This window comes from Bacteroides ovatus, assembly GCF_001314995.1.
GTDB classification, from domain to species: Bacteria; Bacteroidota; Bacteroidia; order Bacteroidales; family Bacteroidaceae; genus Bacteroides; species Bacteroides ovatus.
This window is the reverse complement of sequence record NZ_CP012938.1, coordinates 3270423-3294631: the sequence shown is the minus strand read 5'-3', so window position 1 is coordinate 3294631 and position 24209 is coordinate 3270423. Positions and strand designations below refer to the sequence as shown.

Annotated in this window: 16 protein-coding genes; 7 read left to right on the top strand and 9 right to left on the bottom strand. The window is 41.6% G+C overall.

Annotated elements, in window-relative coordinates:
* Window positions 1-129 precede the first annotated feature (129 nt).
* Complete coding sequence (locus Bovatus_RS13000) at window positions 130-1503, bottom strand: aminopeptidase P family protein (RefSeq protein ID WP_004296235.1); 1374 nt, start codon at window positions 1501-1503, stop codon at window positions 130-132.
* Between the two features lie 138 nt (window positions 1504-1641).
* Between Bovatus_RS13000 and rpoN the strand changes: the two genes are divergently transcribed.
* The 5 genes from rpoN to Bovatus_RS12975 all read left to right on the top strand — a co-directional run bounded on the left by rpoN (window position 1642) and on the right by Bovatus_RS12975 (window position 6717).
* On the top strand, window positions 1642-3129 hold the full coding sequence (gene rpoN, locus Bovatus_RS12995; protein WP_004296234.1) for an RNA polymerase factor sigma-54: 1488 nt from the start codon (window positions 1642-1644) through the stop codon (window positions 3127-3129).
* A gap of 64 nt (window positions 3130-3193) precedes the next feature.
* Window positions 3194-3865 (top strand): phosphatase PAP2 family protein, encoded by a 672-nt coding sequence (locus Bovatus_RS12990; protein WP_004296233.1) that lies wholly within the window; start codon window positions 3194-3196, stop codon window positions 3863-3865.
* Window positions 3866-3894: 29 nt separating this feature from the next.
* The gene (gene gcvH / locus Bovatus_RS12985) at window positions 3895-4275 is read left to right on the top strand and encodes a glycine cleavage system protein GcvH (protein WP_004296232.1); all 381 of its coding nucleotides are present in this window, start codon (window positions 3895-3897) and stop codon (window positions 4273-4275) included.
* A 91-nt stretch (window positions 4276-4366) separates the two neighbouring features.
* Entirely contained in the window at window positions 4367-4876 is a 510-nt protein-coding gene (gene purE, locus Bovatus_RS12980) for a 5-(carboxyamino)imidazole ribonucleotide mutase (RefSeq protein ID WP_004296231.1), read from the top strand.
* Window positions 4876-6717 (top strand): 4-hydroxy-3-methylbut-2-en-1-yl diphosphate synthase, encoded by a 1842-nt coding sequence (locus Bovatus_RS12975; RefSeq protein ID WP_004296230.1) that lies wholly within the window; start codon window positions 4876-4878, stop codon window positions 6715-6717. Before purE ends, Bovatus_RS12975 begins: the two co-directional genes overlap by 1 nt.
* Window positions 6718-6809: 92 nt before the next feature.
* On the opposite strand, the gene Bovatus_RS12970 is transcribed toward Bovatus_RS12975, so the two are convergent.
* From Bovatus_RS12970 to Bovatus_RS12935, 8 genes are all read right to left on the bottom strand, one after another.
* Window positions 6810-8858 (bottom strand): glucosidase family protein, encoded by a 2049-nt coding sequence (locus tag Bovatus_RS12970; RefSeq protein ID WP_004296229.1) that lies wholly within the window; start codon window positions 8856-8858, stop codon window positions 6810-6812.
* 4 nt (window positions 8859-8862) lie between these two features.
* Window positions 8863-9276: a CBM35 domain-containing protein gene (locus Bovatus_RS12965; RefSeq protein WP_004323277.1), complete on the bottom strand. Its 414-nt coding sequence runs from the start codon at window positions 9274-9276 to the stop codon at window positions 8863-8865.
* A 5-nt stretch (window positions 9277-9281) separates the two neighbouring features.
* Window positions 9282-10679, bottom strand: a complete 1398-nt coding sequence (locus tag Bovatus_RS12960; RefSeq protein ID WP_004296227.1) for an alpha-galactosidase — start codon at window positions 10677-10679, stop codon at window positions 9282-9284.
* A 1-nt stretch (window position 10680) separates the two neighbouring features.
* A complete protein-coding gene (locus Bovatus_RS12955; protein WP_004296226.1) occupies window positions 10681-12243 on the bottom strand; it encodes a BT_3987 domain-containing protein in 1563 nt (520 codons plus the stop codon).
* Window positions 12244-12261: 18 nt separating this feature from the next.
* Entirely contained in the window at window positions 12262-14121 is a 1860-nt protein-coding gene (locus Bovatus_RS12950) for a RagB/SusD family nutrient uptake outer membrane protein (protein WP_004296225.1), read from the bottom strand.
* Window positions 14122-14196: 75 nt separating this feature from the next.
* Entirely contained in the window at window positions 14197-17586 is a 3390-nt protein-coding gene (locus tag Bovatus_RS12945) for a TonB-dependent receptor (protein WP_004323272.1), read from the bottom strand.
* A 149-nt stretch (window positions 17587-17735) separates the two neighbouring features.
* Window positions 17736-18818 (bottom strand): FecR family protein, encoded by a 1083-nt coding sequence (locus Bovatus_RS12940; RefSeq protein WP_004296223.1) that lies wholly within the window; start codon window positions 18816-18818, stop codon window positions 17736-17738.
* 120 nt (window positions 18819-18938) lie between these two features.
* Window positions 18939-19511, bottom strand: a complete 573-nt coding sequence (locus Bovatus_RS12935; RefSeq protein WP_004296222.1) for an RNA polymerase sigma factor — start codon at window positions 19509-19511, stop codon at window positions 18939-18941.
* 2044 nt (window positions 19512-21555) lie between these two features.
* On the opposite strand from Bovatus_RS12935, the gene Bovatus_RS12930 reads away from it, so the two are divergent.
* Window positions 21556-22191 carry a porin family protein gene (locus Bovatus_RS12930; protein WP_004296220.1) on the top strand — a complete coding sequence of 212 codons (636 nt, stop codon included), beginning with the start codon at window positions 21556-21558 and terminating at the stop codon, window positions 22189-22191.
* Between the two features lie 66 nt (window positions 22192-22257).
* Window positions 22258-24204, top strand: a complete 1947-nt coding sequence (locus Bovatus_RS12925) for a heavy metal translocating P-type ATPase (RefSeq protein ID WP_004311956.1) — start codon at window positions 22258-22260, stop codon at window positions 24202-24204.
* Window positions 24205-24209: the final 5 nt, after the last annotated feature.

The following is a 24209-nucleotide window of genomic DNA, read 5'->3' as shown; positions in this document are numbered from 1 at the left end:
AAAAATGTGATTTTAGATGGACTATTTGGTACTTTGACAAAAATAGCGGAAGTTTTTCATCCGGATGAAAAGCTTCCGCTATTGATTTTGAATAGAAGAAAGGTTCTTCTTTTATTTTGATGAGGCTTTTTATCTTAAAGCTTCCACCTCTTCCGGTGTCAAAGGAATCTTCTTGCCTAATCGGCGGGCACCGGTTTCTGTAATCAGATAATCTTCCTCATTGCGGATACCACCGAAGTCCTTATAAGTCTCCACTATCTCGTAGTTGATAAAATCGGTAAATTTCTTTTCTGCTTTCCACATGTCGATCAGTTCCGGAATAAAATAAATACCCGGTTCTACCGTGTGTACAAAACCCGGTTCCAATGGAATAGCAAGGCGTTGCGATTTGCGACCGAACTGTGTGCTCTTCGGTTGACCGTTGTAACCTACCCATATCTCTCCCAGATTCTCCATATCATGTACATCCAATCCCATCATGTGACCTAGTCCGTGCGGATAGAACAACGCATGGGCACCTTCGCGTACAGCATCCTCGGTATTTCCTTTCATCAATCCGAGCGTCTTCATACCGTCCACCATGACGCGGGCTGACAGTTCGTATACGTCCATATAAGGAATACCCGGACGGAGAGCCTTTACGGATTCCAGATGCATGGCGTTCTGAATCTCGTATACTTCACGCTGACGGGTGGTGAACTTCTTATCGGCAGGAATGGTAGACGACATATCACCCGCATAACCTGACTCTACTTCTGCACCGGCATCGATTAAGAACAAATCACCCGGCTTCACTTTATTTCCGTGATAATGATTGTGCAGAGTCTGCCCGTTGATAGTGGCAATTGTAGCGAATGATAGCTGGCAGTTATTAGATTCGGCCACCCGGTTCATTTCAGCTACCACTTCATATTCGTACATACCCGGACGAAGTACTTTCATAGCTGTAATATGCATATCGGCAGTTACATCGCAAGCCTTTTCTATTTCTACGATTTCTTCTGCAGATTTATAGTTGCGTTGAGCGATCACGGCACGGATGAATGGAACAGAACCTTCCTGATGTGCGGGAGGAATACCCAGCCAGTCCATCAGTTTCAGTTTATGTTCAGGGCGGTAAGGAGGCAGATAGTGAATTGCTTTCCCTTTCTGTACACACTGATGGAGGTAGCTTACAATGTCAGCAGACGGCATCAGATTTTTTACGCCTACACGTTCGCATTTTTCGTGCAACGTCGGCTGTGATCCCATCCATACGATTGCGTCGATAGACAACTCATCACCAAAGATAATTTCTTTGTCTTCATCTATATCGATAATAGCCGAAAGTCCGGCACATGAAAGTCCGAAATAATAAAGGAAAGTGGAATCCTGACGATAACGGAATGTGTTATCTTCGTAATTCAGTCCGCACTCGTCATTTCCGAGAAATAACAACACTCCGGAGCCTAAGTTCTTTTTTAGCAGGGCTCTCCGCTGCATATACGTTTCTTTGGCAAACATATTGTCCTAGTTTTTAAGTTCGTGCAACAAAGATAACGAATTTTGTGTTATAGGATTAAAAATTATCTCCCTAATCTGTGTAATCTCTCGTTAAAAAGTTACTTTTGTAGCGAGAAACAGTAGAAAGCAAAAACGAATATGGCACAAGGTTCCCGTCAAATACAATCTCAGGCGCAACAGCAGGTACAGACGCTCTCGCCCCAGCAGATTCTGGTCGTGAAACTGTTGGAGCTTCCCGCAGTAGAGTTGGAAGACCGTATCCATGCTGAACTGCTTGAAAATCCGGCACTTGAAGAAGGTAAAGAAGAGAATGCTACGGATAATGAATATTCCGATACCGAGAATGCAGAGGATGGCATGGATAGCGATGCCAATGACTATGATTCTTTGAGTGACTATCTGACAGAAGACGATATTCCCGATTATAAATTGCAAGAGAACAACCGTTCGAAAGATGAACAAGCGGAGGATATTCCATTTTCCGACTCCACCTCTTTTTATGAAATCCTGAAAGAACAGTTGCGTGAACGCAACCTGACAGAGCACCAGTGTGACTTGGTGGAATACCTGATCGGTTCATTGGATGATGACGGATTGCTTCGCAAATCTTTGGAAAGTATCTGCGACGAACTGGCGATTTATGCCGGTATCGAATCGACCGAAGAAGAACTGGAAGAAGCATTGAACATCTTACAGGACTTCGATCCGGCAGGTATCGGTGCGCGTAGTCTTCAGGAATGTCTGTTGATACAGATTCGCCGGAAAAAAGAAGAAGAGAAAACTCCCAGTCCTATCTTGAATCTGGAAGAAAGGATTATCAGAGAATGTTACGAAGAATTCACCCGTAAACATTGGGAGAAGATTATAAAGAAACTGGATATTGATGAAGAGACTTTCCAGGAAACCATTACTGAAATAACCAAACTGAATCCACGTCCGGGTGCTTCTTTAGGAGAAGCAATTGGCAGAAATCTCCAACAAATAGTTCCTGACTTTATTGTGGAAACGTATGATGACGGAACCATCAATGTAAGTCTCAATAACCGCAATGTTCCCGAACTCCGTATGAGTCGTGACTTCACGGAAATGGTGGAGGAGCATACAAAAAACAGGGCTAACCAGTCTAAGGAATCTAAAGAAGCGATGATGTTTCTGAAACAGAAAATGGATGCGGCACAAGGATTTATCGATGCTGTCCGTCAGCGTCAGAATACCTTGATGGTTACCATGCAGGCGATTATCGACCTGCAACGTCCTTTCTTCTTGGAAGGAGATGAATCGCTATTGAAACCGATGATTCTGAAAGACGTGGCGGAACGTACGGGATTGGATATTTCGACAATCTCCCGTGTGAGTAACAGTAAATATGTACAGACGAATTACGGTATCTATCCGCTCAAATACTTTTTCAGTGACGGATATACCACAGAAGATGGCGAAGAGATGTCTGTCCGTGAGATTCGTAAGATCCTGAAAGAGTGTATTGAAGGCGAGGACAAGAAGAAACCCCTGACCGATGATGAATTGGCGGATATATTAAAGGAGAAAGGTTATCCCATTGCCCGCAGGACAGTAGCCAAATACCGTCAACAACTGAATATTCCCGTGGCGAGACTGCGGAAATAATGGATAATTGACAATGAAGAATGAGAATTGTAATTTATAATTAGTAACTAGTAATCAAAGAAGAGTGGACAGAGAGAGAGAACATATCATAGCGGATAAGACGATGTTGCAGGTGGCGAGAGTCACTTCGATGGTCTTTACTCCATTTTCTATTCCGTTTTTATCGTTTCTGGTGTTATTCCTGTTTTCTTATCTTCGTATCATGCCGATACAATATAAGTTGATAGTGTTGGGAATCGTTTACTGCTTCACCATACTGACACCTACTATTACAATTTTCTTGTTTCGTAAAATCAATGGGTTTGCCCGTCAGGAGTTGAGTGAACGTAAGAAGCGTTATGTACCTATTCTACTGACCATTATCTCGTATGTGTTCTGCCTGCTGATGATGCGTAGGCTGAATATCCCGTGGTATATGACTGGTATCATTCTTGCTTCCCTGGTAGTGTCTATCATTTGCATTGCAGTAAACCTGAAATGGAAGTTGAGCGAACACATGGCAGGAATGGGCGGGGTGATCGGAGGCTTGATTTCTTTCAGTGCCTTGTTCGGTTACAATCCGGTCGGATGGCTATGCCTGTTTATTTTGATTGCCGGTATATTGGGTTCTGCACGCATTGTTCTGGGACATCACACACTGGGTGAGGTGCTTTCCGGTTTTGCTGTCGGTCTGATATGTGCCCTTTTGGTACTTCATCCGGTGAGTAACATCTTATTTCGAGTATTTTTATTTTAAAACAGTATAAATCCTAAAAACTAATCATTATGAACTTTCCACAGAATTTGAAGTACACGAACGAACACGAATGGATTCGCGTTGACGGAGACATTGCATACGTTGGTATCACCGATTATGCACAGGAACAATTGGGCGATATTGTGTTCGTAGATATCCCGACTGTTGGTGAAACGTTGGAAGCCGGTGAAACTTTCGGAACGATTGAAGTAGTGAAAACTATTTCCGATCTTTTCCTGCCGATAGCAGGTGAGGTGCTCGAACAAAATGAAGCATTGGAAGAAAACCCGGAACTGGTTAATAAAGATCCCTATGGCGAAGGTTGGTTGATTAAAGTGAAGCCGGCGGATGTAAAAGCGGTGGAAGATCTACTGGATGCCGAAGCGTATAAAGCCGTGGTAAACGGATAGTGCAAACAGAAATATAACTAATATAAGTTGAATGTAGCTGAACCCCCTCTCTTCGTGAAAGGGCTGTGAAGAGGCTTTTAATTTTTATTCTATGACTCCAATTGTAAGTATTATCATGGGCAGCACGTCCGACCTTCCTGTTATGGAGAAGGCTGCACAGCTACTGAATGATATGCATGTACCGTTCGAAATGAACGCTCTTTCTGCTCACCGCACGCCCGAAGCTGTGGAAGAGTTTGCGAAGAATGCCCGCAACCGTGGCATTAAAGTAATTATCGCTGCTGCCGGAATGGCTGCCGCCCTTCCCGGTGTAATTGCGGCTAACACTACATTGCCGGTGATCGGAGTACCTGTAAAAGGTTCCGTGCTCGATGGTGTGGACGCACTTTATTCTATCATTCAGATGCCTCCGGGCATTCCTGTAGCAACGGTTGCCATCAACGGAGCGATGAATGCCGCTATCCTTGCCATCCAGATGCTGGCATTGAGCGATGAGAAACTGGCAGAAGCTTTTGCTGCTTACAAGGAAGGACTGAAAAAGAAAATCGTAAAAGCAAACGAAGAACTGAAAGAAGTGAAGTTTGAATATAAAACGAACTAATGGATCTATTCAATTATTTTCGAAGAGAAACCACAGAAGTAAATATTGGGGCTGTGCCGTTGGGCGGCCCCAATTCTATTCGTGTCCAGTCGATGACAAACACGTCTACGCAGGATACACAGGCTTGTGTGGAACAGGCGAAACGTATTGTTGATGCAGGTGGAGAGTATGTACGCCTCACAACCCAGGGCATCAAAGAAGCCGAAAATCTGATGAACATTAATATCGGACTGCGTAGCCAGGGATATATGGTTCCGTTGGTTGCTGATGTGCATTTCAATCCGAAAGTGGCAGACGTGGCTGCTCAATATGCGGAAAAGGTGCGAATCAATCCGGGAAATTATGTAGATGCTGCTCGTACTTTTAAGAAACTGGAATATACAGACGAGGAGTATGCGCAGGAAATACAGAAAATCCATGACCGGTTTGTCCCGTTCCTGAATATCTGTAAAGAGAATCACACGGCTATCCGGATCGGAGTAAATCATGGCTCTCTGTCCGATCGTATCATGTCCCGTTATGGCGATACTCCCGAAGGAATGGTGGAATCCTGTATGGAATTCCTTCGTATCTGTGTAGCGGAGGACTTCACAGATGTAGTGATTTCCATCAAAGCCTCCAATACAGTGGTAATGGTGAAGACTGTTCGTCTGTTGGTGGACGTCATGGAAAAAGAGGGGATGACTTTCCCGCTCCACCTTGGGGTGACAGAAGCCGGAGATGGAGAAGACGGACGTATCAAGTCCGCCCTTGGCATCGGTGCGCTGTTGAGTGACGGATTGGGAGATACCATTCGGGTCTCTTTGAGCGAAGCTCCTGAAGCTGAAATCCCGGTGGCCCGTAAACTGGTGGATTATGTTCTGTTGAGGCAGGATCATCCTTATATCCCGGGATTGGAGGCACCGGAATTCAATTATCTGTCTCCCGAACGTCGCAAGACAAAAGCCGTCCGTAATATCGGAGGTGAACATGTACCTGTGGTTATTGCCGACCGTATGGATGGGAAGACAGAGGTAAACCTGCAATTCACACCGGACTATATTTATGCCGGAAGAACCTTGCCCGATCAACGGGAAGACGGAGTAGAATATATTCTTGATGCGGATGTATGGCAGGGAGAAGACGGAACCTGGCCTGCATTCAATCATGCACAGCTGCCGTTAATGGGAGAATGCAATGCAGAGGTTAAATTCCTGTTTATGCCCTACATGGCACAAACGGACGAAGTGATAGCCTGCCTGAAACATCATCCGGAAGTAGTGATTGTTTCCCAAAGCAATCATCCGAACCGTTTGGGTGAGCACCGTGCACTGGTACATCAACTAATGACGGAAGGTTTGCAAAATCCGGTTGTCTTCTTCCAGCATTATTCGGAAGATGATGCGGAGAATTTGCAGATAAAGTCCGCAGTCGATATGGGAGCCTTGATTTTTGACGGTCTTTGTGATGGCATCTTCCTGTTCAATCAGGGTAACTTGAGCCATGCCGTCGTTGATGCTACTGCTTTCGGAATCTTGCAGGCCGGACGTACCCGTACCTCCAAAACAGAATATATATCTTGTCCCGGTTGCGGCCGTACACTTTACGACTTGGAAAAGACTATTGCCCGTATTAAGGTAGCCACTTCACATTTGAAAGGGCTGAAGATCGGCATCATGGGGTGTATCGTGAATGGTCCCGGTGAGATGGCAGATGCAGACTACGGCTATGTAGGAGCAGGACGGGGGAAAATCAGTCTCTATAAAGGCAAGGTGTGTGTGGAGAAAAATATTCCTGAAGAAGAAGCGGTAGAACGACTTCTGAAGTTTATTCGGATAGACCGAGAAGAAAACCAACAATGATATTGATTAGATATGGATTACACGGATGAATACGGATTTAGTTAAAATCAGGAGTAGGAATCCGCATAGTCCATATCTAAATAAAAGCCATTTTAGAAGGTAATATTTATATCTTTCCCATTCTCTGTGTGATATGTTTTCACGGGCTTTCCATTACGTAGCACATAGGTCTTTATTTTATTTCCTTGTCGTTCAACGATTATATCAAACGGCGAAAATGCAAATGCCGAAACATTATTCAATCTCATCGAATTCCATTTATCAGGTAGTTGTGGACAGAGTGAGAATGAATTAAATCCTGTCGGACGAATACCAAAAATACCTTCGGTTACTATACGGCAATACAAAGCACTTTCGGCTGACAAATGCCGTTGGTTTCCTTCGGGCCAGGCCTCGATAGGATATGGAACATGTTCCCCAAGCAGGCGTTGCTGTGAGTAATATGCCATGTGTTCCATTGCCCTCTCCCTTGCTCCTGCGCTATACACTCCTCGTAGAGCGTAAAGAGTAGATCTGTCCCAGAAAGTATCTGTTCCGGCTTGTGTCAATAAGCCGTCTTTGCTCCACAAACGGGGAGAGAATAATGCTTCGACGGTTCCTGTCTTCTTTTCAAAGATCCCGACTGTCAGAGGGATAGCTATCCATGAACGTAAAATATCATTGCCTTCATAATAGCGGTAACTGTCGAACCCTTCTATACGGCTACCAAAATAATTGTTTATATTATTTTTTAATACTTTCGCCTGCCGGGCATATTCTTTTGAAACAGAAGACTGCTTGCCAAGTTCTTTGGCAAGATAGCTTGCCGATACCAGAGCGTCATAATACAAACTTGATGTACAAAGGTTTGCGTTACCTGCTGGAAAGCGTCCTTCAAGCTCATCAGCATCTGAAGTCACAATTCCGGAAGCATTTATTTTTCTTTTGCAGTATTCCAGACACCACTCAATCAAGGGCCATAACTCTTGTGCTTCCTTTTTATCTGCTTTGGCTAGTGCATAACGGGCGGCCCCATAAGCTATCATCGCTGCATCGCCACGATCGCCAGCCCCGTTCCAGGTATCCTTCCCCTCGGCAATGATAGAGCTGGGTATGGGTTTGTAATCAGAATTCATGAAGCGGGCAAAAAGCCTGAATGAGTTTAATGCGGACGCGTTTCCGATATCATAACCCAAAAAGGGAAAGAAAGGATTGGCATACTCCGCTTGGTCATTCGCCCAAACAGCTGCATAATATGATTCTCCTCCAGGACTGTGCATGAATCCTCCTCCGGTAGCAAAGATACTCTCTGCTGCTCTTACTTTAGCAAAAGCAAATGCTGTATTTACTACCGGATCAGGGGAGACAAAGCTAAGATTGTTCCATATCTTGTCGACAAAGGCCATTCGTTTATGTTCCTCGTCTGCTATATCGACTATCAATTCTTTCTCTCCTTTTTTATAAGCCTGAACAGAAGCGTCGAAAGTCAATGATTCTTTAGGAGCAATAGTGTATAAACAGTCTTCCTTATTTTGTATAGAGGTAACTATAGTGTATGATCCATCCACTCCTTTTACAGGATCGGTTTTGTAAACGGCTTTTTGAAAAGGTACAATAACAGAAATAGGTTTTGATGAGATATTCTTGACCGTATAACGTTCACAAAGCATCGGTTTGTCTGTTGAAGGAAAGAATGATCTCGTAAGTTCGACTACAGGTACTGGCTCTCTATTGCGTGCCGTACCTGTATTCTGGTATCCAATAGCAAAAAGGCTTACTACCGTGAGTCGTCCGTCGATACATATCGATTTCACTTTTTCATTGTTGAGAGCCATACCATTAACTAACAACAAAGAAGCGTAATCAATTGCAAATCGTTGCATCAGGCTTGCATGTGTATTGTTGGGTATCGTCCGCAACATAGGCCATATCATTGAACGTTCCATCACAAATTGCCCATCGCCGTTTACGCCATAACGTAATACCGCTGAAACCTTTAAACCGCTCATTTCAATATGGTCATAATGGGGGAGCCGACCGTCTATTTGCCATTCTATCGCTCCACTATCCAGAATACGCCAGCGAGGTGTAGCATTAGCATTATCTGCAAGGCAGAACAATACAAAAAGCAATAAAACGATTTTCATCTTTCTGGTAAACATACTATTAGTCTATTTCTATGTAATCGAGATAAAACTGTCCGTTATCACCAGCGTCCCGTTGAAAGGCTATTTGATTTATGCCGGCTGCCAACGATACCTGAACTACTTTTTCGCTCCAGTTGGATTGTTCCTGAAATCCAAGTTGCGATTGTTTTTGACCGTTGACATATAAGCTACACGTAGCTGTCCCTTTGGAATAGTTGTAGCCCATGACATGCAATGTATATGTACCGGCGGCATCAACCTCTACATCAAACTCAACACATGCATTTACGTTTTCAAGCCCTTTGACATAAAAGCCTTCGACTTTAACATGCTGGTTGTTATCGTCTTCTGTCTCACCCTCATTGCTACAACCTGTGCAAACCAGTAATAGGGCGAGAACTACAAACCATAAATATTGAGGGTATCCTTTCATAATCATTATCTATTTATAACTGCACCATTTCTGAGTGAGGCAACAGCCGCTTTGTATCTCTTTGAATTGGGTTTGATACGTAAAACCTTACATGAATGTGGTTCAAGTCGCACCGAGTATCGGCCCGACATTGCGCCTAAATCCTGATGCAGCCACAAATCACGTACATTCTTCACCTTTCCACCTTTAATTCCCAGTTCCTTTTCAAAATCAATACCATATTCAAGCACTGTCGATTCTCTATTGAACAGCCCGACAATCCAATCTCCATCAGGAAGTTGTCCTATCCATCTCGAACTGTTTTGTTTATCCCATATACTGGTACTAAGTGGCTTACCTACAAAACCGAGTTTATTCAATTCCAGCATCTCTGTGTTTTTGTAGAATTTGGCGCAATCACCAATCGTATTATATTGATCGGTGATACCAATTGGAGAACCGCTAACCAGCAACATTGAGATATGAAACTCTCTTTCGGCATCGCTTGCCAATGTGTTGAGTTGAACAAAATCGGGATCCATTATAGTTTGTCCTTTCACCCCGATAATATCAGCCCATCCGATTAATCCATCAAAAGCACTTCGGTATTTATCACCTTGTCCGCTTTCGTTAACCTGTCCGCGCTCTTTGTCGCTGATAAACCACCATCCGCCACCGTCACAGTCAGTACTTATGCGAATCATATCCGCATAAATAATCTCGTTGCGGGCATCGTTGCGACAATTAGGAACAGAGTAACTAAGCAACATTTCATCTCCGGCTTCTTCAGCCATCCATTTCAATGCCTTGATGTATCTATTGGTTCCGTAATCCCGTTCATAGTAACCAAGAAAGTCTATCTTCAGCAACTCTATTCCCTGATCTATCATTGTTCTGATACAGCCTTTCACCCACTGTTCCGCTCCTGGTTTGTCAGTATCTATCCAGTACAGGTGATCTTCAAACTTTGTAGTGCCTACCACGTCAGTTATCGGAATGGAAGTTCCTTTGATATTATTATTCTGCACATAGGCAGCTTTAGGTACCCATAATGGGTTGAAATAGAATCCGAATCTCATGCCTTTACTTTTGAGATAATCGCCCCAATACTTCAGTCCGTATGTCCACGAACTGTCATATTTGGTCAGATAACCATATTGATCTATAGAATTGAGGTTAAATAACCAACCGTCAGTAGCTGCCATATCATATCCATAAGGTAAAAACTCCTCGGCAAGCCAGTCGATATTCTTTTTCCAAACATCTTCAGGCATTGATGTTCCATACCGGAAATTGTATTGGTACATATTCCAAAACAATGGTCCGCTGCCTCGCTTTGTGAATTTGCTTTCTCTGGCAAAGATACCTGCTGGTATTGTAAACAATACCAGCAAAAGTGTTAAAAAATTAAATCTGTGTTTCATCTTATTGAATTATTTTTCCAATCATTGTAGAAAGTTGTTTTACTTGCAATTCGGCCATACCGACAACGATGTAATCCACACCATTGAGCCCATAGGGATCGTTGTATGCACTGGAAATTACAATTTTCAGGAATCGTCCCTTTTGTGGCGTTATCGTCTCACTGTCACCGAACCAGATGGTTTCATTCTGTCGTGGAGCGTTCTCTTTAGAAAAGAGAAGCGTCCAGTTATTTAGTGCCACAGCCGAGTAATCAGCAGATGTTCCTCCATCGGCAATCGTTTTGAATAAAAATAGAGGATCGTCCGAAACATAGAAATCTATCTTCTTAATGTTCGCGTTATCTCTTCGTTGAGTCAGTCCGATATCGCTTACTTCTATTGAATTCTTCATATCTATGACAATTGTGATAGGTGTTCTCATTCCATCAAAACAATGATAATCTGTGAAGCCATAGTGGTAGTCATCTTTATTATTGAATCCATTGACATCTTTTCCCCAATAACTCGAATGCCAGTGATTGTCGAAAATTCCATCTATGATGGCTCCGGCTCCGATATTATCCCCATCCGTTGATGAGGGATTCTCCATCTTCTGGTCGCTGTTGCATAGCAATATTTTCCATTCTCTGTTGTCGGGAATGACTTGTGGATCAGCAGGTACCACAACAGTCAGGTAATAAATCTCGTCCGATACCTCTATTTGTGGGGACGAGGGGGCTGCAAACTTCAACGGAAGAAGATAGTGCTTATCTTTTTGCAATGTTGAACTTGCTACTGTCAATGTCGTTGTAGCATCATCATTGCCATTTGCAAAAGAAAAATCATTCACATGGTAGGCTCCTGCGGGAAGCGCTTCATAATTGGTTGAATGAAAATCATTATATGCAGACACCAGTTGCGCGTTTTGTGAGAAATCGAGTCCGCAAGAGAAATTGGATATATTATCTGCAATTTCGGCTTTGAGTTTTACACTCATTGAACTATATGTCGCACTTTCAATCTGTATATCCTTTTTTCCCCATTCCACTTGCTGCCCGTTTATATCAAAAACATATAAGACCCGGTTCATTTCAACATTCACAATACCCTCTTCTGTACTTTCCAACTGGAGTGCCAAAACAAGTTTAGATCCAGGTGCCGATTTGATTAACTGATATATTTTAGCTACATCAAAATTCAGATAAAGATATTTCGACGTCTCGTTAGTTGCAAACGTTAGTTCGTGAACTCCGTCTTTAAATGAATATGCATCAGGCGTTATTGTCTTGTAACTTTGATTTTCGGGCTGGCTATAATTTTCATCGATTTCCTGTTGTGTCAATGCACGCACGTTAACCGTTGCAGTCAAAGACGGGTCACTTCCTGCCTTAATAACCAGAAGAGGCTCTTCGACCGTATTTTCAGAAGCCTGCCAACTAAATATATGCTTGCCCTCGTTCTTGAAATACAATATTTTGTGATATTCTTCAGGGAATAACTTATCATTCGAATATTCGTTGCTACATGAATATACAATCTGACATACACCAAGTATTAAAATTAATTTCAATAATATCGTTTTCATAATTCTGGTAATTCTAAATTAATATTCGGGCGATTGTACTAGTTGGGGATTGCTGTATATCTCCGAGTCATTGATCGGAAGAAGATACATTTTGTTGTTCCACATAAAAGGTTGGTCCACCTTTACTCTTTGGTTAAACTCACGGAACGATGGATCTTTTTTTGCGATGGCATTAAGACCTTCACGGACACCGGCTTTGAATACCTCCGGAGCAATTGTCCAACGCCGGGCATCAAAATAGCGGTGTCCTTCAAACCATAATTCAGCATAACGTTCACTGCGCACCCAATCCATTAAACTCATATCAGAGTTTATGTCAGATAATTCTAAATCGGGAATACCTGCACGATTACGAACAATGTTCAGGTTGTCCAAGACATCTTGTTTGCTGTTCAATGCAGCATGACATTCCGCCAGATTGAGGTATAATTCCGCCAAACGTATGACTGCCAGTGGAGTATGAGCATAATTATTGCCATTATCTTGAGAGCGCCATTGGAAGTTTGGTTGTATTCTCTTTTTGGAGAAATATCCGGTTGCATTATTATCTCTATTATATCTGTCAGGGTTGTACCCATGTTTTTGCGAGTTACGCGCTTCAAGTATCAGTGGTGAGCCATCGGCTATGAACGAACTATATTCACCTCCATCGTAACAAACCCATGCATAGAAACGCGGTTCACGATTGACATTCAGTTTTATGATATCCGGATTAGACAGACCTGCCGATTCAAACCAGTCCGATTTATCGGGAAAAGTATGATCGTATTGGGGCAATTTTCCATTCTTTGTATAAAATCTTTCAACAGAGTTCAAGAAAACAGCAATACCTCCCCATCCTCCTACAGGAGAGCCGTTGTAAGTGGTGACGCCATGAGGTATTTGTGAATAGATGCCATAGTTGTCACCGCTTCCGATGGCAAAGATTACTTCTTTATTGCCATCAGTCTCACGTGTCGTATTGAGGTAACGCATGAGCATTACCGACTCTTTAAACTGGTCATCAACCCCCTCTATATTAGGCAATGGAACTCCTTGGTTTATTCTGATACTGGTGGAAGTGGCAAGGTCGAACAGTTTGCGGTTACCTTGAGTCAGTGCCCAATCAAGAGCCTCGTTGCAAGCTGTCAGGGCGCGTTCCCATTTGTTTTCATCGTATGTTCTGCTGACTAACTCCTTTCCATATCCCGGAGTTTCAAAGTTAGTGTTCTTCCAGTTTGAATAAGGGAATGAGCCATTCCACAGGGGGGAGGCGGCATAAACCAACAATCGCGCTTTTAAGGCTTTGCAAGCTGTTGAAGTAGCACGTCCCAGTTCGCTGTTCTGTACTGTTGGCGGCAATTCGAAGGCAGCCCGGTCAAACCATTCAGCTATGGAGTCTACACATACATCGAAATGCGATCTGCCCGGAAAATCCTTTTTGTCAAGGTTTTGATTGTAATGTTCAGTCACTAATGGTATAGGTCCGTATGACTCTAGTAACATAAAATGATAGAGTGCCCGACAGAACAAAGCTTCGGCTTTCCAGCGTCTTTTATCGCTCTCGGTTACTCCCGTCGGATTGCTCTTGTCAAGCTGATCCATGAATAGATGGCATCGTCCTATTCCATCGTAACAACTATTCCACGGGGCGGTTTGACTGGAAGGAGAAAGCTGGTTCCATGCCGCTTTCTGTCCGTCGTCAGCCCATAGTAAGGGGCGGGCATATTCATCGGTCGAGTTGATGAATGAGTTTTCAACTGTGTAAAACCACTCGAAATAAGTATAACATGAATGAAGGAAACCCAATGTGGAAGCTCTGTCTTTCATTGCGTCGGGCAAGTCGGCTGTTTCATCCGGGACAACGTCCAGATATAGTTGCAAGAAGCCATGCAACATGCGGCAGTCACACTTAGTATGAATCGTGATATGATCTTAATGGTTTTCATATTTTATATTTTGGTTATATAGAACTTAGAATTTTAGCTGCACTCCAATATTGATAGTCCGTTGAAGAGGATACGCATTCCATGACAATTCCGGATCCCACTCTTTAAAAGGACTCCACACAGCCAGATTATCCCCATTGATATAAACACGGCAGTACGGAAAACTATATCCGAGTTCAAGGGTTTTAAAGCGGATAAAACGTCCGTTGTGCATCCAGTAGGTGCTGTTGACAGAGTTGTTTGCCACTTGACTGTCAGTAATACCTAATCGTGGAAATTTCGCATCCGGATTCGGATTAGCTTCGCTCCAGTAGTCGTTGGCGATAAACTGCATCACGTTTCGATCACCGGTTGAAGCATCACCGCGAAATGGCATAATGCCTGATACCATGATTGTCCGTTGGGCAGAACCATTGAAAAACATTCCGAAATCGAAAGATTTATATGTCATGTCTAGCCCAATTCCATACTGAATGCGCGGCACATTGCCATATTGCGAAATCATAACCTGATCTTTTGAATTTATTTTGCCATCACCGTTTACATCGCGATATTTGATATCACCTGGCATTACCGTACTTCCCAATTCATCCTGCGAAGGGCTCATTTCTATATCCGCCTGGTCTTTGAATAACCCTTCGGCAATGTATCCTATCGTGTTACTCAAGGGTTTACCAGTTTCCGACTGCCACACGTAAGGGTAATCCGGTTCATCTTTGTAGATGTATTTATTCTTATTATATGTCAAATTGAAACGCAGGTCCATATTTAAATCATTGGTGATTTTCTTTCGCCAATTGACAGCCAGCTCGATACCTCGATTGTCTACTTTACCAATGTTACTCCATGGCACAGCATTAGCGTATCCTAATAGTCTAGGAAAAGAACCTCGTTTGAGAAGGATGCGATCTCGTTTGTCATGAAAATAGTCGAAAACAATATTGAGCTGGTTGAATAGATTCATGTCTATACCGATATCGAACTTTTTCACTCTTTCCCAATGTGCATTTCTGACAGCATAATATGAAACGCTGGGTCCTTTGGCGACAACACTTCCATCAGGTCCGGTTCCATAACCCAAATCGTCGAGCTTTATATCATTTATATAGAGAAAGTGGGCAGCTCCCGCACTTTTTCCCGTATCATCGCTGCCTACCAGTCCATAAGATCCCCGGAGCTTGAGGAAAGATACAATTGAACGCAGTGGAGTCCAGAAATCCTCGTTACTGATAACCCAGCCTAAAGATATGGCGGGAAATAACTCGAACCGTTCTCCTTCTACCAGACGTTCCGTTCCGTTATAACCGCAATTTATTTCGGCCAGATATTTCTGGTTGTAATCGTAGGTGATACGGGCAGATAATCCTTGGTTGCGGTTGGGTAATACGCTGGATCTGTATTCACGCATCATATACATCAACATTCCCGATACGGCATGTCGGCCGAACTGCCTGCTGTAATTGATGCGTCCGTCCATATAAAAGGTATTGTCCTGGTAGCGCTCTATATCCGACTGGGATATATATTCAGATCCCGAAGTCAGTTGCTCCAATGCATAAAGGTCGGGCGAATCGACATTCCAACTGCCATCCTGTACGCGATAGTAATAGGGGGCAAGTGATTTGGTATAAGATGAGTTTGAATAGTTTTTCCAGTTAACCAGAATAGAGGCGGAAAGTCCCTTTGTCACAAAATCAAAGTTCTGATTAATACGAACAGAGGTGTTGATGGTATTATGATTGGATCCTCTGAAATTATTTATCATATATGCATAAGGGTTGTTATACATCGAATTTCCACTAAGCATTGCCCCTCCGAAACGTATATGCTTGTCACCTTCTTCTGCCGGAAAAGATGCCGGAAATGCCACCGGATTGGTATTGTAGGTAAGATAGAACAGGTCGGAAGTTGAAAAAGACGGTCCTTTGGCATATCCTATCTGGTCGTTCATGCGTAGCTCGACAGTGGTTGTCGGAGTCATCTTATAGGATATGTTACTTTGGAAAATGTACTCCCATCTGTTGATGTTCGTGTCAAAAGAGTAACGCTTGGGGGAGTTGAGCATACCGCTATCATGATTTGCTTGCAAACTCATGTAATAGGTAACCTTCGAACTACCTCCCTGTACATTAATGTTTGCCCGTTGGTTCATGGTAGAATTTTTGAAAAGCAGGTCATACCAATCCACGTTCGGATAAACATACGGATTGATTCCGCTCCTTGTATATTCTATGACGTCATCCGAATATTTGGGTGTTGCGCTTGGAGTACGAGTCACCAAGGCTTCATTGTACATATTCATAAACGTAGGGCCATCGACGAACTTCAGCGTGTTTGCCGGTCTTAGAAATGAATTTTCGAACGTGATATTTATCTGTGCCCGCGTGTTTTCCATACCGTCTTTCGTTTTGATAAGCAGCACTCCATTAGCACCGCGAGCGCCATAAATAGCAGTTGCCGATGCATCCTTCAAGATTGAAAAGCTGGCGATCGATTCGGTAGGGATATTATTAAGGTCGCCACTCGAAATTTCGATATCGTCCATCAGAATTAAAGGTGTTGCACGTCCCCCGAATGTTCCGATTCCCCTGATATAGAAATCGGATACGGAACCCGGTTCTCCACTGGTTGTCATCGATACCACACCTGCCAGCTTTCCTGTAAGATTATTGGTCAGTGAAGAACTCGGTGCACGCAATTCTACACCTTTTACAGTGGAAATAGCACCGGTTACGGATACTTTTTTCTGTGTGCCGGCTCCTACCACCACCACTTCATCCAGCACCTCGTTGTCCGATTGCATTTTCACTTTCAAAACTCCCAAATCGCCTACACTCAATACCTGCTGTTTGTATCCGATATAAGAAAATGTTAACTCTGTATTATTTGAAACCTCTATTGAAAACTTACCATCTAAATCTGTAATTGTTCCTGTTCCCGGGGAGTTTTTTACAGAAATACTGACCCCCACCAAAGGATCGCTGGAAGAAGCATCCGTAACGGTTCCTACCAATTTGCGCTTTTGTTGTTTCGAATCCTGCGGACGTTGCTCTGTAGGCAACTCTTCTCTTTTCAGAGAAATCTGCCGGTCTTTAATTTCATACAGGACATCTGTATTCTTAAATAACTGATCGAGAATAACGGTTATCGGTTGGTCCTTTACAGACAAACTGACTATACGTTTCGTATCAATCGCTTTGCTATAATAGAAAAAGATAAATTCACTGTTTTTTTCTATATAATCAAGTACTTCCTTAACTGTTTTGTTCCGCATTTCAATTGTTAAGTTTTTCTGTTGAGCATACGCTCCTATGTTCGCCGCATAAGAGTGTAAAGAAAGAAAACAAACACTAAAAAGAAATAATATGCGAGCCATTCTCACCCTTGTAAGAAATGTGCTACTGGTATTTTTCATATATTTACAACGTTTTTAAGAAATTAAACAATTAAATGTTGTTTGATTTTTCGGCTGGATGATACTGCAATTATCATTCAGCCTTCTTTTTAAGGACTTTTGTTTCTCATAATATTACGTATAAAGGTTTAACAATAAATGATCTATACTTATTTCTTCCTCACATATATTTTATCACCCACTTCTTTATATTCTATGGGTGCAGAATAAGATATAGTATGTAAGACGTCTTCAAGTTTATCTTTTAAATCCAGCTTTCCGGAAACCTGCATTCTCTCCACCTCCGTATCCAATACGAATTCTTTGCCATAGTATAGATTTAATTTTCTAAAGACCTTATCCAAAGAATCGTCTGTGTACATTAGGATATTCTTTATCCAACAGATATAAGGCTCAACATCTACATTTTGAGGAGTGTCCAGTTGGTCGCTATGAATGTTAACCAGCTGTCCCGGAGCGAGTTTGACCTGTTGCTGATTGTGGCTTTTTATATTCACACTTCCTTCCACCAACACCACGGAAGACGTTTTCTCCGATGAATATGCCGATATATTGAATGAAGTACCTAATACCTGTACTTGAAAATCTTTAGTTCTTACTATGAAGGGGGCTTTTTCATTGCGGCGTACATCGAGGAACACTTCTCCTTCAACATAAATTTCACGCTGGTCTCTTTCAAAATGAGTTGGATAAATCACCCGTGTTCCTGAATTCACCCATAGATGAGTTCCGTCTGGTAAAGTCAATTGAGTTCTTTTCCCTTTAGGGGTTATCAGCTGGTTGAATTCGGGCTTCTTCTTTTGTGGCTGAATCTGATTGACTGTATCAGAGTTGACCACCACTAAACCATTCTGCGAATAAATGATATTTGCATCGGTATCACTCACTTCTATATTCTTTTCTCCCGGTATCAACAATAGAATATCTTCTTGTAATGGGGCTGCCTGCATTTTCAATGCGAAATCGACTAATGCGCTGTCATCTGCATGGTAATAAGAGATGAACTGTTTACCCAGCCAAAACATACATAGCAGGATTGCGGCAACTGATGAATAAGTTGCCGCATAAAGTAATCGTTGATGCAACTTTTTCTTTTTGGTTGCATGGATTTGTTTTTCGATAAGTCTCCATGATTCATCCAGTTCGGTCGTTGAGACATTTCTCTCCTGTTTCCGAACATGTAGAATTACTTTGCGTATCACCTGATGTATATTTGCTTTCTTGCCTTCCATTTTTTGCTTTTATATTTAAAACGGGAGAAAAGAAAAAGTCTACTCACTTTTCTTTCATTATTTTGCAGAAAAAGATTTCTTCAGCAAATTGGGTGAACCGGACAAAGGAAATAGTAGCATTTAAGAAAGAAAAAAAGGAAGGAAAAAGAGATATTCTTTCAAGGTCATTTTAGAGCGAAGGCTCGTCAGTGTGCGGGATACTAAATTCATGGCAGATTGAGGATTAATCTCCAGGACAGCTGCAACTTCTCTATAGGATAAGCCTTTAATGTAACGAAGATAAATCGCCATCCGTTGATTCTCGGACAGTTGTTTATAAGCCTCTTGCAGATTTTTAATCATTTGTATATCCTCATCATTATCCTTAAATAAGACTTCCAGTGAGGTGTCTTCTATCGTTAAGTCGAAGGGAAGCGCATTGATATCTTCGGTGGATTTTAAAGATGAAAGTTTATCGAATATAAGGTTTTTCAAAGAAGTCAGCAGATAGGAACGCACATAATCGGTGGGAGACAAACGGGTGCTGCTGCAAAGTTTCACGAAAAGATCCTGAATGCAATCTTTAACAAATTCTTCATCTGAAACATATTTGAGTCCAAAATTCAATAGAAGCTCGTAATGTCTCTTATACAATACCTCTAATGGCTTTGTGTCACCTTTCAACATGATGTTCCATAAGGTGATGTCTTTCATATTATAATAAGATTCCCGTTGCACTGAAATATATTAGTTTGCGGCAAAAGTAACAAAAAAACTTCTCGAAACAAGGTTTATCCGGAGATTTTCCCGTAACCTAACTCTATGATAGTAAAAGAATTGTAAAAGGCTTTTATTGCAGTATGTTTTCTTTGTTACGGTCATGTTTGTTCTGTGAAAAATGATAAAACTTAATCTTTTCTTTTTTATCCTGTCATTAAATTACTTTTATACGTTGCAGATTTATATTGTATATGAAAGATTATTTTGATATATTGTCTTGGGTGGAATATACTCTATTAATATAAATATTTGAATGTTAGATGAATATATGTATGTTGTAAGCTATAGGATGCTTTTGTGTTATTCGGTTCTTCGTTAAATTTGATGGAAAGAGCTTTAGATCGCTGGGTAAATATATTAGTGAGAGGAATAAAACTGTAAGGAGAAGGTCTTTTTTCATTTTAGCTCTTTCAGTTTTTTCAGTTCTTCCTCTCTATTATAAAACCTCATAGTCAGTGAATTATATTAGTAACTGAGGTTACTGTAACCACGGTTACAAAGATGTTTATTCTGAAGGGAACAGCAAACTTTTTCTTTCTTTTTATAAATTCTTTGCTTTTCCCAATTAAAAACTTTATGATCGTTTCTATTGATTTGTACCTGTTTTATTGTCAAACTGTCAGAATAGTATTTAAGTATATGAATATCAATGCTATATCACCTGACAATAGATGCTGATAATAGGCTGATAATAAAATATATCTACTTTTACTGTCAGCCTTATTTTTATCTCTTATGATCCTTTTAATAACCTGATAAACAATAGCTTTATGAACATGTTTCGAAGTAATGCCGCATTTTTATAACAGCTTTCCAAAGTGATATCTTTTCATTAATATACCTATATAGTTCCGTTAACACGCCAGTATAGTTCCTCTAGGGTATCAGTATTGTTCCACTAAAGATACCAGTGCTTTAGTGGAACAATACCTGCTTGGTAAGTGAAAGATACCGGTTATGTAGCATTCATTTAACAGGGGCATACTCATTTTATAAAGCGTATGTGTTTTTTATGTCGATGGTATTGTTACTGTAGACAATGATAGTCTTCAGTAGTTTATAACATGGATCAAGCTGGGAATTAAGTTAGAGTATATCGACATATTGGAATGAATCCCATAACCTTGCCCCAAAGGGATCAAAGAACAGGCTGACAATAAAAGTTCTAATTTTTTTATTGTCAGGCTATTGCCATGGCTTATTGTCAGCATGTAAACCGATGATAATCATTATATTATTTGGGAAAAGCTTTGGTTGACAATAAGAATCATCAAATTTATATGTAGACCTAATATCTGTCTTTCCAATAGTACACATCTTCACAAAAATAGAGGGGAACTCCTGGATGAATCCATTTGTTCCCCTTGCAGGTGTAGCTAGCCTCTGTCTCTTATATTTTCAAAGGCAAGTAGTAACATCTAAATGTTACGTTTTCGACTCTGTAGTCGTTCGGGTGCCGCTCCACCCGAATTGACTTGCCTTTGTGATTATTACTAATTTGTCGTTTGTATCTATTGCAAATTTATAGGCACAAAAAAAGCGGAGAGCATTTGCCTATCCGCCAGAGAGGGAGTCGAAGCCCTAAACACACAAACAGGAAACACTCCCCGCATATTGCAAGGAGCATCTATCTGCTTCTCTGTGTGTTTGGAATTTTCGACTTTTCTCTGGCACAGAAATCAGCTAAACGCTTTTTTTCTTAAAACAAACAATACAGTCGCGCTACGACTGATTGTGCAAAGATAACAATTAATTAAGTTATACAGTCTTTCATTCTTTGTTTTTTCTCTGTACAGAGTGTTTTTGTTCTATATCTCGTAAAATCGTTTGAAATAGTCCGGTTCTCTTGCTATGACTATACCTCATAAGATTCATATCGTTTATTTTTTATATTTTTACTAAATCTCTCGGAGTTATGCGAATTATTGTTATTTTTGCCTCACATAATTTCTAAACAATAATTAAATTATTTATTCGTATGAAAAAGGTCTTGTTATTGTTCGCTTTAGTAGCGATAAGCGTAGTGAGTATCAATGCTCAAGACAACCTGAAATGGGGTGTGATGGCAGGTATGAATGTTAGCAAATACACCATTACAGGGTTTGACAGCAGGATAGGTTTTCACGCAGGAGTTAAAGCAGAGGTCGGATTGTCGCAGGATGCGAATGGCAGTGGCGCATATATGGATTTCGCTGCATTGCTGACATTGAAAGGCGCTAAGATTGACGGAGGATCAGTGGCGAGTCTGACATTCAATCCGTATTATTTGGAAGTACCGGTGCGTGTTGGGTATAAATATGCAGTCAATGATGACTTTGCGCTATTTGGAAGTGTAGGACCTTATGTTGCTGTTGGTTTGTTTGGAAAGATGAAAGCGAAGGTGGATGGTGATATTGCGGATATAGCGGGCTTGGACGGTAATTCAGCCTCCGAAGATATATTTGGAGATGATGGTCTGAAACGGTTCGACTTTGGTCTTGGGTTGAAAGCAGGCGTTGAGTTCAGCAAGAAATATCAGGTGGCCATTAGTTATGATTTTGGACTCGTTGAAGTGGCAAAAGATCTCGGAATGAAGAACAGAAACCTGATGATCTCGTTGGGATATATGTTCTGAAACCGATTTTGCAACTTTGTTGCATGAATCATTTGCTACCTTTGCATCAACTAAATGATGAATGTTATGGGACATTGTAGTTGTGGCGCTCATTCATGCGCAGCAGAAAAAAAGGTTGATGCAAAGGTTTCGGTATTCCATGAATATGGGAAAGTGATATTCTCTCTCCTGCTTCTGACAAGTGGAATAATTATGAATGCTCTCGATTTAGCATTCTTCCGTGAAGGATCTGTTGCCTTGATATGGTATATCGTGGCCTATCTTCCGGTAGGAATTCCAGTGATGAAAGAAGCCTGGGAAAGTATCAGGGAAAAAGACTATTTCAGTGAGTTCACTCTAATGATTATAGCTACTTTGGGAGCTTTCTATATTGGTGAATATCCGGAAGGAGTAGCCGTGATGTTATTCTATACAGTAGGAGAACTGTTTCAGGATAAAGCGGTAGATAAAGCCAAACGTAATATTGGAGCCTTATTGGATGTAAGACCCGAGAAAGCATTAGTGCTCCGGGAAGGCAATCTTGTTATTGAAAGCCCTAAAAAGATAAAAGTCGGTGAAATCATAGAAATAAAGGCAGGCGAACGGGTGCCATTGGATGGAACTATGCAGAATGAAGTGGCTGCCTTCAATACAGCCGCATTAACAGGTGAAAGCGTTCCTCGTAATATTCGGAAAGGTGAAGAAGTACTTGCCGGAATGATTGTAACCGATAAGGTTATCCGGCTCGAGGTAACGAGACCTTTTGATAAGAGTGCACTTGCCCGAATATTGGAACTTGTTCAGAATGCTTCCGAACGTAAGGCTCCGGCTGAATTGTTTATTCGTAAGTTTGCGCGCATTTATACACCTATTGTTATAGCGCTTGCAGTGTTAATTGTTTTGTGTCCATTTGTTTATTCACTTATTAATCCTCCATTTGTATTTGCATTTAATGATTGGCTATACAGAGCTTTGGTCTTTCTGGTGATTTCGTGTCCCTGTGCGTTGGTGGTTAGTATTCCGTTGGGCTACTTTGGGGGAATTGGAGCGGCATCCCGGTTGGGAATTTTATTCAAGGGTGGTAATTATCTGGATGCTATCACTAAGATCAATACAGTGGTATTCGATAAAACTGGAACCCTGACAAAAGGAACCTTTGAAGTACAGGCCTGTAAAAGTGCAGGCGAGGTTTCGGAAGAAGAATTAGTGAAACTGGTTGCTTCGGTAGAAAGTGATAGTACTCATCCGATTGCCAAGGCTGTTGTGAATTATGCGAAAGAACAAAACATTGAATGTGTAGCTGTTACCGGTACAAAAGAATTTGCCGGCTATGGTTTGGAAGCAACGATAGACGGGGCTATGGTTCTGGTCGGTAATTGCCGGTTACTGTCTAAGTTTGATATATCCTATCCAAAAGAACTGCTGGAAATAACGGATACCATCGTGGTCTGTGCTGTTGGAAACCGTTATGCAGGTTATCTGCTGCTGGCTGATGCCCTGAAAGAGGACGCAAAGGTAGCTATTGACAATTTAAAAGCTTTAAATATTGAAAACATCCAGATACTATCCGGTGATAAACAGAGTATTGTTACTAACTTTGCAGAAAAGCTCGGTATATCGAAAGCTTATGGTGACCTGTTGCCGGAAGGAAAAGTGAATCATCTGGAAGAGCTGCGGCAGGATGAGGCAAACCGGATCGCATTTGTCGGTGATGGAATGAACGATGCACCGGTGCTCGCTCTAAGTCATGTTGGCATTGCTATGGGAGGACTGGGTAGTGATGCGGCTATTGAAACAGCCGATGTCGTGATACAGACAGACCAGCCGTCGAAGGTAGCCGAAGCTATCAAAGTAGGAAAACTGACACGAAGAATTATTTGGCAGAATGTATCACTGGCATTTGGAGTGAAATTACTTGTATTGATTTTGGGAGCCGGTGGAATTGCTACTCTTTGGGAAGCTGTCTTTGCAGATGTGGGTGTTGCGCTACTTGCCATTATGAATGCTGTCAGAATACAGAAAATGATAAAATAGGAGAA